Genomic DNA, 13,869 nt, shown 5'->3' with positions numbered 1-13,869 from the left:
ATGGATCGCAAACCCAAACGTCGTACCCGGGAGCGGATCCTGACCACTGCCCTCGCCTGCTTCAATCGACAAGGGGAACCCAGCGTCACCACCTCGGCCATTGCGGCCGAGATGGAGATCAGCCAGGGCAATCTCTACTACCACTTCCACAACAAGGAGGAGATCGTCAACGCCCTGTTCTGCGAATTTGAACAGCAGATGGATCGCCTGCTGGAGGCGGTCAGCACCCCGTCCGATGAGCCCGAAGATATCTGGCTCTTTCTCCACCTGATGTTTGAAGCCATCTGGCAGTACCGTTTCCTCTACTACGATATCGCGACCCTGATGAGTGGTTATCATCAGGTGGAACAGCGCTTTTCCGCCCTGCTGCGCCGCAAGGAGCAGACCGCCATCGCCATTTGCAACCATCTGCAAACGGTCGGGCTGATGGAGGGCACGACGCAACAGATGCGCACGCTGGCAGCCAATGTGGCGCTGGTGGGCACATTCTGGATCTCTTACCAGCGGGCACTGCACCCCAAGGCGGACGCCGATATCGCCCTCGGCGTCTTTCAGGTGATGCAACTGGTCGCACCCTATTTGCGGGCCGATGCCCGCGCTCATCTGGGCGCCCTCGCCCACCACTACACCGACAAGGTTTGATTCACATGCTACAGGGAGAACAAGCATGACCACTTCACAACTCGAATTTGTCCCCTTCCCCTACGCGGATGCGGCCTATGAGTATACTGGCCAGAAGCTGGCGGACAACTGGGAGCGTCTCCATCAGGGGGATGCCGAACCCTGGCCCGAGGATGAGCAGGTACAGGATGCCTGGCGGGCCTATCATGCCGGGGATTTTGCCCGGGCCGTCGCCCTTGGCGAAGCGGCCGGTGAGGCGGGCCTCAATGTGGCAAACAAGGCGCTGGTGATCCACGCCAGCTATCTGCTGGAAGACAAGTATGCCAAGCGCGCCGCCTTCGAGCGGGCGGCCAGCCATGCCGAGAAGCTGCAAAAGCGCCAACCCAAGAACGCCAACGCCTGGTATTTCCACGCTCTGGCCCTCGGGCGCTACAGCCAGGTGATCTCCATCTCCAAGGCCCTCTCGCAAGGAATTGGCGACAAGATCAAGGCAAGCCTTGAGAAGGCGCTGGAGCTGTCGCCAGATCACGCCGAGGCCCATATTGCCTTTGGCGCCTGGCACGCCGAGATCGTCGACAAGTTGGGGGCCATGATCGGCGGCCTCACCTATGGCGCCAAGAAGGAGGAGTCCGAGCGTCATTTCAAGGAGGCGCTGGCGCTGATCCCCGAATCGGCTATCGCTCGCATGGAGTACGCCAACGCTCAGGTGATGCTGCACGGCAAGAGCCGCCTGAAAGCAGCCGAAGCCCTCTATGCTGAAGCGGCCGAGTGCGAACCCATGGATGCCATGGAGCGCCTCGATGTGGAGGCTGCGCGCGAAGAGCTGGCGGATTAACCGCCACTCTTGCCACGGATAGACAACAAAACAAGAGGCCAACCCGCGGGTTGGCCTCTTTTATGATGGGGGCAGACCGGCTGGCTACGCCGTCACTGGTCGCTCAAGTGCACGCTCAACCGAGCAGCGCATCCAGTCCGTTGGGGTCAAACAACAGCTCCGGCTCCATCAGCACCAGCAATAGCAGTTGCTCGAACTCCACCGCAAACCGCTCGACCACCCGATCCGGATCCGGTACCAGCTTCTTGTCGGTGATTAGGCCCAGTTGCACCTTGTGATCGTAAGAGAGGATGGAGACGCCGACGCCGATATCCCCCGATTGCGGCACCCAGAACAGCGGCTGACGCAATTTTGCTCCAGCCAGATAGAGGGTCTGCTGCGGGCCAGGCACATTGGTGATCACCGCGCTGGCCTTGGCCGTGAGCAGCTCGACAGCCTGCTGTTGCACCGCATTGGGGGCCATGCCAAGGGCATGTAACAGGTTGAGCACTACCACGGGTTGCAGCGAGGTGCGCAGCGCCTGCATCCGGTCACGTACGGTATAGAGCCGCTGCAACGGGTGTTCAACATCCAGTGGCAAGTCCAGGGCCACCAGCCCGAAGCGGTTGCCAAGAGCCCCCTCATCGTCCGGTGCTCGCATATTGACTGGCACCAGGGCGCGGATCTTGACCTTGTTGGCATCATCCCCCTTCTCCTGCAGGTAGTGGCGAAACGCCCCTGCGGTGGCGGCGATCAGCAGATCGTTGACCGAGCAGCCCAGAACCTTGCCCACTGCCTTGATATCCGGCAGATCAATTTGCTCCGACCAGGCCACCCGCTTGGTGCTGGTGGTCTTGCCACGCAGGCGGCAGGGTGAATCATCACCAAGGGTGGCGATATTGCACAGCTCGCTCGCCACATCCCGCCCGGTCTTGAGGTAATCCACCGCCTTGGTGGGATGGGTGACCACTTCGACATATTTGGACCAGAGGCTACCGGTCAGCTTGAGGCCGGCCCGCACCAAACGGCTGCCCTGATGGCAATCCTCCTCATCCTCGTCATCGCTGTCATCCAGTGGCTCCGGTGACGGTAGTCGCGGCGCCCCTTCCGGGGTGTTATCCATCATGGTCAGCATGGCCCGCACCAGCGAGAAGCCGTCGCCCATGGCGTGGTGAATGCGCACCACCAGCGCTTGCCCACCCAGCGACGTGTCGGTCAGGTGCATATCCCACAGGGGGCGCTGGTGGTTGAGCGGCGTCGAGGCGAGATCGGCCACCAGCTTCTCCAGCTCCAGCTTGCCCGCTTCACCCGGCAGGATCACTCGCTTGAGGTGCTGATCGAGATCGAAATCGGGATCATGGCGCCAGTAGTAGGATCCCCCCTCCAGCACGGCCCGCTGGTGGAAGCGGGGTTGCACCGAAATGGTGTGGCGCAATCCGGCCCGCAGACGCGCTTCATCAAGCTCTCCTTCAAACATCAGGACACCGATGATCTGCATCAGGTTGTTGGGTCTGTCCATGCGTAACCAGGCGGTATCGACGCAGGAGATAAATTCACTCAGTGGCATGGTTGTTTCCCTACAAAATGAATTTACCGAGACGGCAAATTGCTCCTGTCCTCATATCCGGATGAAGACTTGATGCAATCAGAATGACTTTAATGAGTGCCGACCCGAAATATGAAATAAAGATGAAAGATTACTGACAAATAGAATCAAGACCTCGCTGGATAATAAATCTGACAAACCATATGGCTTGCCAACTTATTTCAAACAGCCATCGTTTACAGCTGGTTTATTTAAAACCAGTGCAACGAAGAGTTTCAAACACGTTTGGGGCAAGGTAAGCGATTGTCGACATAATCGAGGATCTCTTGCTCCAGTACGCTGCGTACCGGCAACAGCATCAAACCAAGATGCACTTCCAGTTCCAAGGTTTCATCGTCCAGGGTGAGAGTGCCATGTACCCCTGAGCCGCGAAAACGAAGCTCGGTCTCCTCTTCATCTGCCCATTCGCAATCGAGTTGATAGCTCTCGCTCATGTCCGCAGCGATGGCTTCGGCCGCGATCCGGGCGGCGGCCAGTCCCAGCGGATGCTGACGGCTGATCTGGATGATAGAGAGTGCGCTGCTGCCAGCGAGCGAGTTGAAGAACATGGTCGTTACTCTGGGTCATAAGTTAGTTATTGATATTAAACACATGTTCACAACAAATGAAAGGATGGTTCACATAAATGGGACTCACTTAACAGAGTCGAGAGGGATGCAGGCCATCAGCGGGACATGGCATTTATTCCCTCCCCCGTGCGCGCTACACTTGTCACGGAACGGTCAGCAAAAGCTGCTTGTTTTTCATTCACTTGTATCTTCGTATCACCCAATCCCCATCAATGGGCCCAAGGCCAGAGAGCTGTAGATGACGCATCAAGAACATGCCCACGACGACGATAGCACCCTGGGTCGGCTCTACCGCCAGCTCAAGCGGGTTGCAGCCTTGCGCGAGCAGATGCGTGCCCACCCGGAAGATCAGCAGGATCGGGATCGGCTACGCCAGTGGCAGGCCGACCGGTTGGGGCGAACCCATCGTGATCTGCTGGAGAGTGACCGCTATGGCCCTGCCGCCGAGTTTTTCCTGACCGATCTCTATGGCCCGGGGGATTGTGCCCGCCGCGATGCGGACGTGATGCGGGTGATGCCAACCGCCGAGCGGCTGTTGCCGGAGTCCGGCCTCAAGGTGCTGGCGCAAGCGATCGAGCTTGATGCCCTCTCCGAGGAGCTGGACTACCTGATGGTGGTGGCGCTGCGGCGCATTGATGGCATTGATCCCATCACGCCGGACCACTACACCATCGCCTATCGTGCCGTGGGTGAACAGGCGCGCCGTGAACATCAGATTGCATTGGTGAGCGAGCTTGGGATGACGCTGGACAGATTGGCGAGAAAGCCACTGCTGGGGGCAACCCTCAAGCTGGTGTCAGGGCCCGCCTATCTGGCTGGGCTTGGCGAGCTCTTCTCCTTTGTCGAGCGTGGTTATCAGGTGTGTCATCAGATGGGGCGTGCCAACGAGTTTCTCGAAACCATCGCCAGTCGCGAAACGGCCATCATGACGGCGCTTTTTAACGACGACAGCAGTGCGCTGGGGTGATGCTTATCGAGGGATAAGCCGCCAGAATAACAAAGCGGGCCGATGAGCCCGCTTTTCGTTTATCACTGTTTGCCGGTAGATATCGGTCAGATCACCAGCAGATCCATAAATGCGTGTACCGGGGTGGCGGCAAGGCGCGGCCCATCCTGACAGAGGGCCAGAATGTCGTTGACCCGTTTGGCCGGGAAGCGGGTGGCCAGATTGTGCTGGAATTTCTCCACCAGCAGCGGGATCCCCTCCTCCCGACGGCGACGATGGCCGACCGGGTACTCCACCTCCACCTTGGCGGTGTGAGTGCCGTCCTTGAAGAAGATCTGGATGGCGTTGGCAATGGATCGCTTGTCCGCCTCCAGATATTCGCGGCTGTAGCGTTTATCCTCCTGCACCACCATCTTGCCGCGTAACACGTCGATGCGGGGATCGGCGGCGACATCGTCCTCGTAATCTTCGGCGATCAGGCGACCGAAGATCAGCGGCACTGCCACCATGTACTGCAGGCAGTGATCCCGATCGGCCGGGTTGTTGAGGGCACCCACCTTGCTGATGATGCGAATGGCCGACTCATGGGTGGTGAGTTCGATGCGGTCAATCTCATCCAGCCGACCCTTCACCTGAGCGTGCAGCTTCATGGCGCACTCCACAGCTGTCTGGGCGTGGAACTCGGCGGGATAGGAGATCTTGAACAGCACGTTCTCCATCACATAGCTACCGTACCCCTGATGCAGGGCGAACTGATTGCCCTTGAACAGCACGTCGTAGAAACCCCACTTGGGCGCGCTCAGTACGCCTGGATAGCCCATCTCGCCACTCATGGTGATAAGGGCGAGGCGCACCGCGCGCGAGGTGGCATCCCCCGCCGCCCAGCTCTTGCGGGAACCCGCATTGGGGGCATGGCGGTAGGTACGCAGGCTCTGACCATCGACCCAGGCCTGGGAGACCGCATCGATCATCTGATCGCGGGTGCCCCCCAGCATGTGAGTCACCACGGCGGTGCTGGCGACCTTGACCAGAACCACGTGATCGAGACCAACCCGGTTGAAGGAGTTCTCCAGCGCCAGCACACCCTGAATTTCGTGGGCTTTGACCATGGCCACCAGCACATCGGCCATGGTGAGCGGCGCCTTGCCCTCGGCCACGCGAGTACGGGAGAGCCAGTCGGCAGTGGCCAGAATGCCCCCCAGATTATCGGATGGGTGACCCCACTCGGCGGCCAGCCAGGTGTCGTTGTAATCGAGCCAGCGGATGATGGCGCCGATATCCCAGGCCGCCTTGACCGGGTCGAGGCAGAGCTGGGTGCCGGGCACCCGGGCACCGTGGGGTACGAGCGTGCCGGGGACGATGGGGCCAAGGTGCTTGGTGCACTCGGGGAAACGCAGGGCCAATAGGCCACAGCCGAGCGTGTCCATCAGGCAGTAGCGGGCAGTGTCGAGGGCCGCCTCGCTGGTAATTGGGTGGTTGCAGACATAATCGGCAATATCGACCAGCACCTGATCAGGGTCTGGTCTGTGGTTGACGTCGACGTTGGCGGACATCGTGATTTCCTTATCGTTGTTGTAGAGAGACAAAGTGACGGGGGGCCGGGCCGACATAATCGGCGCTCGGGCGGATGATCCGGTTGTGCTCGCGCTGCTCCATCACGTGGGCGCACCAGCCGCTGACCCGCGAGCAGACGAAGATGGGGGTGAACAGCTTGGTCGGGATCCCCATGTAGTGATAGGTGCTGGCGTGGAAGAAGTCGGCGTTGGGAAAGAGCTCTTTCTCCTCCCACATCACCTTCTCCGCCTCGCAGGAGACGCGATAGAGGCGATCATCCCCCACCGCCTCGGCAAGCTTGGCCGACCACTCCTTGATGATGACGTTGCGCGGATCAGAAGTGCGGTAGATGGCGTGGCCAAAGCCCATGATCTTCTCCTTGGCCGCCAGCTTGGCCAGCAGTTCGCGCCTTGCCTGCGCTTCATCCTGCCAATCTTCAATCATCGCCATGGCCGCCTCGTTGGCTCCGCCGTGGAGCGGGCCGCGCAGGGTACCGATGGCGGCGGTGATGCAGGAAAACATGTCGGAAAGGGTTGAGGCGCAGACCCGCGCCGCAAAGGTGGAGGCGTTGAACTCATGCTCGGCGTAGAGGATGAGAGAGACATGCATCACCCGCCGCTCCAGCTCGCTCGGTGCCTTCTGGTGCAGCAGCGCCAGAAAGTGGCCACCGATACACTCCTCGTCGCTGTCGAGGGCGATGCGAACGCCCTCGTGACTGAACTTGTACCAGTAGATCAGAATGCCCGGAAAGGCGGCCAGCAGCCGATCCGCCACTTCGTGTTCGTGCTCGAAACCATCTTCCGGCTCCAGATCGCCAAGCATGGAGCAGCCGGTGCGCAGCACATCCATGGGATGGGCATCGGCGGGAATCCGCTCCAGCACTTCCAGCAGCGGCTGGGGCAAGCTGCGCAGGCGGCGCAGCTCGCGCTTGTAGGCGTCAAGCTGCTGCTCACCGGGCAACTCCCCCTTGAGCAGCAGATAGGCGACCTCTTCGAACTGGGCGCTATCGGCCAGCTCCTTGATGTCATAGCCGCGATAAGTAAGACCGGTGCCACTCTTGCCTACTGTGCAGATACTGGTCTCCCCCGCACTCTGCCCGCGCAGACCTGCCCCACCCAACGGTTTTTGCTGTCCCATAAGCTGCCTCCTATTCCTTGGCTGTAAACAGACGATCCAGTGTCTGCTCGTAGTGGTGATATCCGAGGAAGTCGTAGAGCGACTCCCGGGTCTGCATGGTCTCCACGACGGCCCTTTGATGGCCATCCTGGCGAATATGGTGATAGACGTTGAGGGCGGCCTGATTGGCGGCCCGGTTGGCACTCAAGGGGTAGAGCACCATGTCGACCCCGTGGGCGGCCAGTAGCTCTTTGTCAAACAGCTCGGTTTTGCCGAACTCGGTCATGTTGGCGAGGATCGGCACTTTGGCCGCCTGCTTGAACTGGTCGTACTGGGCAAGCTCGGTCACCGCCTCGGCGAAGATCATGTCGGCCCCGGCGGCCACATAGGCAGCGGTGCGTTCAAGAGCAGACTCCATCCCCTCCACCGCCAGTGCATCGGTGCGGGCCATGATGACGAACTCGCTATTCTCACGGGCATCCACTGCGGCCTTGATGCGATCGCACATCTCCTCAAGCGTGACCACTGCCTTGTTGGGACGATGACCACAGCGCTTTTGGGCCACCTGATCTTCCATGTGCACGGCGGCAACCCCGGCCCGCTCGAACGCGCGAATGGTGCGGGCGATATTGAATGCCCCGCCCCAGCCGGTATCGATATCGACCAGTAGCGGCACACGGGTTACGGCGGTGATCCGCTCGGCATCGATCAGCACATCGTTGAGGGAGGTCATGCCGAGATCCGGCAAGCCGTAGGAGGCATTGGCCACTCCGGCGCCGGAGAGATAAAGAGCTTGAAAGCCGCTGCGTTCGGCCATCAGCGCCATATAGGCATTGATGGTGCCGACGATCTGCAGGGGATGTTCATTGGCAAGGGCGGTGCGAAAGCGCAGGCCTGCCGAGGGGGGCAAACTGGACATCATGACTCCTTTCACCTGTCTAGTCTGGCTATCTAATATCACGTTTACGTTAACGTCAATTATACTTTCGTAACATTCCGGCCGCAGGCAAGACAGGAAACCGGTTTTAGGGTAAATTTCACCAATTCCTTCAACAGGTTGAATTGTATGATGGAGCCCGGTTCCGTGATTGTCTGTCCGGCGTGCGACTTGCTGATCCAGCGCAAAGCGCTGCCGCTGCGTCGCCATGCCCACTGCCCGCGATGTCACCAGCATCTCTATGGCCGTTATGCCTTTCGTCCCTCCCAGTTGATGGCCCTGACCATCACCGGATTTCTGCTGCTGCCCTCCGCATTTTTTGAGCCGCTGATCTATCTGCGGCTGGCGGGGGTCAACACCGACGCCGACCTGCTGCGCGGTATCCTGGTACTGTTTGGCGAAGGTGAATGGTGGGTAGCCAGCCTGGTGCTCTGGTGCGCCGTGTTGGCGCCGGTGGGGTTATTGGCGGGGATCTTTGTGCTGGCTTCGGGTCTGGCCAAACGTTGGCACATTCTTCCCGTCACCTTGAAGCTGGTCGAGGTGTTTCGCCACTGGGCCATGCTGGAGGTCTATATCGTCAGCCTGCTGGTTGCCCTGTTCAAACTGATCGACATCGCCGATGTGCGCCTCGGTGGCGGCTTGCTCAGCCTCGGTATTCTGATGCTGCTCAACATGACCCTGCTGATCCTGTTTGACCCCGCCCCCTACTGGGCGCGGATCCCGTTAAAGGAGCCGGAACATGACCAGCGCCCGTGAGATGGGGCTCTGCCGCTGCCATACCTGCGGTCTGCTGGTGCGTTATCAAGCCGGGGCAGTCTGCCCCCGTTGCAGCAGCAAATTGCAGGTGCGCATTCACCACTCCCTCGCCTGGTCGTGGGGCTTGCTGGCGCTCGCCACCTTCATGTTGCTGCCTGCCAATCTGTTGCCCATTACCCATTTCTACAACAAGGGGTTGCTGCAGTCAGATACCATCTTCAGCGGTATCATGATGCTCTATCGCAGCAAAATGAGCGGGATTGCCACCATAGTCCTCACCGCCAGCATACTGGTGCCGGTGGGCAAAATATTGGGTCTGGGCTGGATCTGCTGGCAATTGCAGCGGGCCAAGCCGGTGCGGCGCAAGCGCCAGCTGGTGACGTATCGGGTGATCGATTTCATCGGTCGCTGGTCAATGCTGGACTTGTTCGTGATTTCGCTGATGGTGGCACTGGTCGATCGGGGTGTGCTGCTGAGTGTCCGCGCAGGCCCGGGGGCCACCGCCTTTGCCGGTGTGGTGGTGCTGACCATGATGTCGGCCCGCATGCTCGATACCCGTTTACTGTGGGACAAGGCGGCCCGTTGATGATTTCTCTGTTTTTGTCTGATGTGCTGTTTAATCCAGCCAATAAGGAGTCACTATGATCGGGTCTGAACCCGTCATCGAAAAGCGTCGCTGGTTATCGCCGGTCTGGCTGTTACCCCTGATAGCCCTGCTGCTGGCGGGTGGCTTTCTCTATCAGCAGGTATTGAGCCGTGGCCAGCTTATCCAGATCAACTTCGCCCAGGGCAACGGCATCTTGCCGGGTAAAACCCAGGTGCGTTATCAGGGGGTGGCTATCGGCGTGGTGCAAGAGCTGGAGCTGGCTGAAGATGGCCGCAAGATTGCGGTGATGGCCAAGATTGACAGCCGTGCCAGACCGCTGATCCGCAAGGGATCCGACTTCTGGTTGGTGAGCCCCAAAGCGTCGCTCACCGAGATCTCCGGACTCGATACCCTGGTCTCCGGCAACTACATCAACCTGCAACCGGGGCGTGAAAGCAATCCGCTGGAGGAGACCTTTGATGCACTGGAGGGCCCTCCCCCCGGCTATCAGGCTCAGGGGCGGATGCTGCACCTGACCGCCGATTCGCTGGGCTCGGTGGGGATTGGCGCCAAGCTCTATTTCCGCGGTATCGAGGTGGGCAGCGTCATCAATACCCGCCTGGGTCAGGACAACCAGAAAGTCATTCTGGATCTGGTGATCGAGCCGCGTTTCGAACATCTGGTCAAAGCCGATACCCGCTTCTGGAATATCAGCGGTATCAAGGGTTCCTTCAGTCTGGCCGGGGTGAGCGTGGAGGCTGGCAGCCTTACCTCCATCCTGAGCGGCGGCATTGCCTTTGACTCGCCCAAAGATTCACCGGAGCCGGAGAAGGGACAGACTTTCGTCCTCTATAAAGGGCTGGCGGAAGCGGCGCGTGGCGAGCGTATCGACATTGCGGCTGGCGATCTCCCGGTCAAGGAGGGGATGCCCATCCTCTATGAGGGGATCGAGATCGGTCGTATCGACCCCATTCGTCTCACCGACAAAGGCCGGGTGGTGACGGCGCTGATCAACCCGGAGCAGGCTTACCGCATTACCGACAAGAGTCAACTGGTGTGGGAGAGCGTCTCCCTCTCCGCGACCGGCGTGCAGCATGCAGATCGCCTGCTCTCCGGCCCGGCCATTCGCCTCGACTATGTAGCGGGCAAACCGGTACAGAAGATGACCCTGACCGATCGCGCCCCCCAAAGCGGCACCAAGGTGACGCTGCAGGCTGACGATCTGGCGGGGCTCAATCAGGATGCCCCTGTCTGGTACAAGGGATTGCAGGTGGGCCGCATCAGCCAGCTCACCCTGGATGCGCGCGGCAATGCCAGCGTCGAGCTGGTGATGGCGCCGAACTATGGCCATCTGCTCAACCGTGCCCGTTTCTATCGCGCCGCCCCGTTGCAGATCGATGCCGATCTGAGCGGCATCAAAGTAGAAACCAGTCCGGCCAGTGCCTGGTTGGGGGGCGGGATCAAGCTGGTACAAGCCAGCAGTGGCGAACGGATTAACCGTCTCTACCCGAGTCAGGAGCTGGCACTGCTCGGCACCCGTGATGCCAAGCCCCAGCGCTGGTTGCTCAAGGCAGATCAGGCCGATGGCATCGGTATTGGCTCACCTGTGCTCTATCTGGGGCTGGAAGCGGGCAAGGTCAAACAGCTGCGCGCCGCCAAAGAGGGGGTCGAGATCGAACTCGAGATTGATGGGGTCTATGCTCCCCTCCTCGCCCAGCAACCCCAGTTCTGGAAAAAACCGGCCATCGACACCAAGGTGCGGGTCGATGGGGTGCAGGTCAAGGTGGGCAACCTCGGTACCTTGCTGCGCGGTGCCATCGAGTTCGATCGGTTGGCCAATGGCCGCAGCAGTCATCAACTGTTCGATTCCAGGGAGCAAGCCAAGGCCAAAGTGCGCCAGCTGTCACTGGTGGCAGAGAGTAACCCGGGGCTCGGGATTGGCAGCCCGATCCGCTATCGTGGGGTCGATATCGGCAAAATTGAAGCGATCGAGCTGGAGCCGTCACTGGGTCAGGTGATCTTCAAGGCGGAACTCGATGGCCACTATGCCGAGCGTTTCCTGCAGTCCGGCGCCCGCTTTACTCTGGTGCAGGCCAAGCTGGGGCTGGGCGGTGTCGCTCACCTCGATACCCTGATCAAGGGGGCGTTTGTAGAAGCACAACCCGGTAAAGGCGCTGGCAAAGAGCTTTTCCCTTTGAGTCAGACCGGTCCTCTGGGTCTGGCCCTGACCCTCAAGAGCCCCTCCGTCAATGGCCTGAGCGTCGGCAGTCCGCTGCTGTTTCGCAAGATGGTGGTGGGCAGTGTCACCAAGGTGGCGCTGGCTCGGGATGGCAGCGAGGTGGTGATCGACGTTAACGTGGATCAGGAGTATGCCCATCTGGTGCGAGCCAACTCCCGTTTCTGGAATGTCTCCGGGGTCAAGGCGGATATCGGGCTGACCGGCGGCACTATCGAAGTGGAGACGTTGCAGAGCCTGCTGGCCGGCGGCATTGCTTTCAATACGCCGGAGAAAGAGATGGGTCCCACCGTCAAGGCAGGACACAGCTATCCGCTCTACGGCAAGGCCGAGAAAGAGTGGCTGGAGTGGAGCCCTCGTATCCAGCCCTGATCTCTTCCCTTTGTATCTCATCCAAGCCCGGCACAGTGCCGGGCTTTTTATATTCCGATGCCTGTTGATAGGGTTCAGATTCAGAATATTCTTAGCCTTGTGGTAGGATATCGCCCCTCTTTTTCGGTCAACGAGACGGCACAGTGCACGACAACACCTTCCTTCCCGATTACTTTTTACGCCACATTGCGGCCATCATGCCGGCCCATCTCTCGATGGAAGACTTTTTGGCCAGTTGTCGACGTCCGCTGCGCCGCAGCATTCGGGTCAACACCTTGAAGATCGCCGTCTCGGATTTCGTCGCCCTGATGGAGCCACTGGGTTGGCAGCTCGACCCTGTGCCCTGGTGTGATACCGGCTTCTGGCTGACCCGCAGCGATGAAACTGTCCCCCTTGGCAACACCGCCGAGCACTTGAGCGGGCTCTTCTACATTCAGGAAGCGAGCTCCATGCTGCCGGTGACGGCACTCTTTGCCAGCGACAAGATCAAAGCGGATGGCATGTTGCTGGATGCGGCGGCGGCCCCCGGCTCCAAGACCACCCAGATCGCGGCTCTGATGAACAATCAGGGAATGCTGGTTGCCAACGAGTTTTCCAGCAGCCGGTTGAAAGTGCTTAGCGCCAATATCCAGCGCTGCGGCGTGACCAATGTAGGTATGACCCATTTTGATGCCAAGGTATTTGGCCAGTGGTTGCCGGAGACCTTCGACGCCATCCTGCTCGATGCCCCCTGCTCCGGTGAAGGTACGGTGCGCAAGGATGAAGATGCACTGCGCAACTGGAGTATCGAGAGCATCGACGAGATCGCGGCGGTGCAGCAGGGGCTGCTGGAGAGTGCCTTCCATGCCTTGAAACCGGGTGGCGTACTGGTCTACTCCACCTGTACCTTGAGTGAACAGGAGAATCAGGCGGTCTGTCAATCCCTGCTGGACAAGTTTGGCGATGCCTTGAGTTTTGACTCGCTGGCAGACCTGTTCCCCCATGCAGAGCAGGCCTGTACATACGAAGGATACCTGCACGTTTGGCCCCAGATCTTCGATAGTGAAGGCTTTTTCGTCGCCAGATTGCGCAAGCATCACTCGGTGCCCAACACCATGTTCAAGCCTGGCAAGCTGGGTAAATTCCCTTTTGCGCCGCTTCCTGCCAAAGAGGCGGAACCCATGTTGCGCGAGATCGAAGCCAACTTCGGGGTGGCACCGCAGGGTCAACTGTTTGGCCGCAATGACGAGATCTGGCTCTTCCCCCAGCTGTTTGATCAGGTGCAGGGCAAGCTGCGCTTCGATCGCATCGGCATCAAGTTGGCCGAGACCTTCAAGAAAGGTTATCGCCTCACTCATGAGTGGGCACTGGCCTATGGCGATAAAGCGAGCAAGGGCGTGGTTGAGCTTGATAGCGCCAATGCGCGGGAATTCATGATGGGGCGGGACGTCTGGCCAGAACAGGATGCGGGCACTGGCGAGGTGATCGTCCGCTATCAGGGACATACCCTGGGGATGGGGAAATGGGTGGGTAGTCGGGTCAAGAATGCCCTCCCCCGCGAGCTGGTGCGTGACAACAATCTGTTCAATACGTAGGGCCGTTCGGTGCATAAGCACTTGAACGAGTCTGAAATACCCACACTCTGGTTGAACTTTTCTTCGGATCTTGAAAAGCCTTGAGCCTTGTCTAAGCTTAAGGCAATCCGAACACCAGTTAGCGCACGGCTCTGCAAGGAGCCAATTCCCCTATGCCAGGTACAAGGAATTCGTACCTGGCT

At 59.6% G+C, this 13,869-nt stretch carries 12 protein-coding genes; 7 read left to right on the top strand and 5 right to left on the bottom strand.

All coding sequences use genetic code 11. The annotated features are described in order from the left end of the window. Both I6L47_RS02760 and I6L47_RS02755 read left to right on the top strand, forming a co-directional pair. Complete coding sequence (locus I6L47_RS02760; protein ID WP_021230121.1) at positions 1–642, top strand: TetR/AcrR family transcriptional regulator; 642 nt, start codon at positions 1–3, stop codon at positions 640–642. A 25-nt stretch (positions 643–667) separates the two neighbouring features. Continuing rightward, a complete protein-coding gene (locus I6L47_RS02755; RefSeq protein WP_216948609.1) occupies positions 668–1,456 on the top strand; it encodes a hypothetical protein in 789 nt (262 codons plus the stop codon). A gap of 115 nt (positions 1,457–1,571) precedes the next feature. Here the strand turns inward: I6L47_RS02755 and I6L47_RS02750 are convergent, their stop codons facing one another. Both I6L47_RS02750 and I6L47_RS02745 read right to left on the bottom strand, forming a co-directional pair. Next, positions 1,572–3,002: a wax ester/triacylglycerol synthase family O-acyltransferase gene (locus I6L47_RS02750; RefSeq protein WP_216948608.1), complete on the bottom strand. Its 1,431-nt coding sequence runs from the start codon at positions 3,000–3,002 to the stop codon at positions 1,572–1,574. Positions 3,003–3,256: 254 nt separating this feature from the next. Beyond that, positions 3,257–3,589: a polyhydroxyalkanoic acid system family protein gene (locus tag I6L47_RS02745; protein ID WP_216948607.1), complete on the bottom strand. Its 333-nt coding sequence runs from the start codon at positions 3,587–3,589 to the stop codon at positions 3,257–3,259. 259 nt (positions 3,590–3,848) lie between these two features. Between I6L47_RS02745 and I6L47_RS02740 the strand changes: the two genes are divergently transcribed. After that, a complete protein-coding gene (locus tag I6L47_RS02740) occupies positions 3,849–4,577 on the top strand; it encodes a hypothetical protein (RefSeq protein WP_216948606.1) in 729 nt (242 codons plus the stop codon). An 86-nt stretch (positions 4,578–4,663) separates the two neighbouring features. On the opposite strand, the gene I6L47_RS02735 is transcribed toward I6L47_RS02740, so the two are convergent. From I6L47_RS02735 to prpB, 3 genes are read right to left on the bottom strand one after another with little or no spacing between them, the layout of a single operon-like run. Next, positions 4,664–6,109, bottom strand: a complete 1,446-nt coding sequence (locus I6L47_RS02735; RefSeq protein WP_216948605.1) for a bifunctional 2-methylcitrate dehydratase/aconitate hydratase — start codon at positions 6,107–6,109, stop codon at positions 4,664–4,666. A 10-nt stretch (positions 6,110–6,119) separates the two neighbouring features. Next, positions 6,120–7,247, bottom strand: coding sequence for a 2-methylcitrate synthase (gene prpC, locus I6L47_RS02730; RefSeq protein ID WP_216948604.1), 1,128 nt, complete (start codon positions 7,245–7,247; stop codon positions 6,120–6,122). Between the two features lie 10 nt (positions 7,248–7,257). After that, positions 7,258–8,145, bottom strand: coding sequence for a methylisocitrate lyase (gene prpB / locus I6L47_RS02725; RefSeq protein WP_216949306.1), 888 nt, complete (start codon positions 8,143–8,145; stop codon positions 7,258–7,260). A gap of 147 nt (positions 8,146–8,292) precedes the next feature. Here prpB and I6L47_RS02720 point away from each other — a divergent pair, with 147 nt between their 5' ends. From I6L47_RS02720 to rsmF, 4 genes are all read left to right on the top strand, one after another. Further along, complete coding sequence (locus I6L47_RS02720; RefSeq protein WP_005345516.1) at positions 8,293–8,919, top strand: paraquat-inducible protein A; 627 nt, start codon at positions 8,293–8,295, stop codon at positions 8,917–8,919. Continuing rightward, entirely contained in the window at positions 8,903–9,505 is a 603-nt protein-coding gene (locus I6L47_RS02715; protein ID WP_216948603.1) for a paraquat-inducible protein A, read from the top strand. Before I6L47_RS02720 ends, I6L47_RS02715 begins: the two co-directional genes overlap by 17 nt. Positions 9,506–9,560: 55 nt before the next feature. Further along, complete coding sequence (locus I6L47_RS02710) at positions 9,561–12,113, top strand: MlaD family protein (protein ID WP_216948602.1); 2,553 nt, start codon at positions 9,561–9,563, stop codon at positions 12,111–12,113. Positions 12,114–12,256: 143 nt separating this feature from the next. After that, a complete protein-coding gene (rsmF, locus tag I6L47_RS02705) occupies positions 12,257–13,687 on the top strand; it encodes a 16S rRNA (cytosine(1407)-C(5))-methyltransferase RsmF (protein WP_216948601.1) in 1,431 nt (476 codons plus the stop codon). Positions 13,688–13,869: the final 182 nt, after the last annotated feature.

The sequence above is a fragment of the Aeromonas sp. FDAARGOS 1417 genome (assembly GCF_019046985.1).
In the GTDB taxonomy this organism is placed as follows: domain Bacteria; phylum Pseudomonadota; class Gammaproteobacteria; order Enterobacterales; family Aeromonadaceae; genus Aeromonas; species Aeromonas veronii.
Note: the sequence above shows the minus strand (reverse complement) of the source record. Positions and strands in the feature narration are given on the sequence as shown.

Bases quoted from the DNA above. Each gene is read 5' to 3' on its own strand.
- I6L47_RS02760 (WP_021230121.1), top strand. From the start codon at position 1: ATGGATCGCAAACCCAAACGTCGTACCCGGGAGCGGATCCTGACCACT.
- I6L47_RS02755 (WP_216948609.1), top strand. From the start codon at position 668: ATGACCACTTCACAACTCGAATTTGTCCCCTTCCCCTACGCGGATGCG.
- I6L47_RS02750 (WP_216948608.1), bottom strand. From the start codon at position 3,002: ATGCCACTGAGTGAATTTATCTCCTGCGTCGATACCGCCTGGTTACGC.
- I6L47_RS02745 (WP_216948607.1), bottom strand. From the start codon at position 3,589: ATGTTCTTCAACTCGCTCGCTGGCAGCAGCGCACTCTCTATCATCCAG.
- I6L47_RS02740 (WP_216948606.1), top strand. From the start codon at position 3,849: ATGACGCATCAAGAACATGCCCACGACGACGATAGCACCCTGGGTCGG.
- I6L47_RS02735 (WP_216948605.1), bottom strand. From the start codon at position 6,109: ATGTCCGCCAACGTCGACGTCAACCACAGACCAGACCCTGATCAGGTG.
- prpC (WP_216948604.1), bottom strand. From the start codon at position 7,247: ATGGGACAGCAAAAACCGTTGGGTGGGGCAGGTCTGCGCGGGCAGAGT.
- prpB (WP_216949306.1), bottom strand. From the start codon at position 8,145: ATGTCCAGTTTGCCCCCCTCGGCAGGCCTGCGCTTTCGCACCGCCCTT.
- I6L47_RS02720 (WP_005345516.1), top strand. From the start codon at position 8,293: ATGATGGAGCCCGGTTCCGTGATTGTCTGTCCGGCGTGCGACTTGCTG.
- I6L47_RS02715 (WP_216948603.1), top strand. From the start codon at position 8,903: ATGACCAGCGCCCGTGAGATGGGGCTCTGCCGCTGCCATACCTGCGGT.
- I6L47_RS02710 (WP_216948602.1), top strand. From the start codon at position 9,561: ATGATCGGGTCTGAACCCGTCATCGAAAAGCGTCGCTGGTTATCGCCG.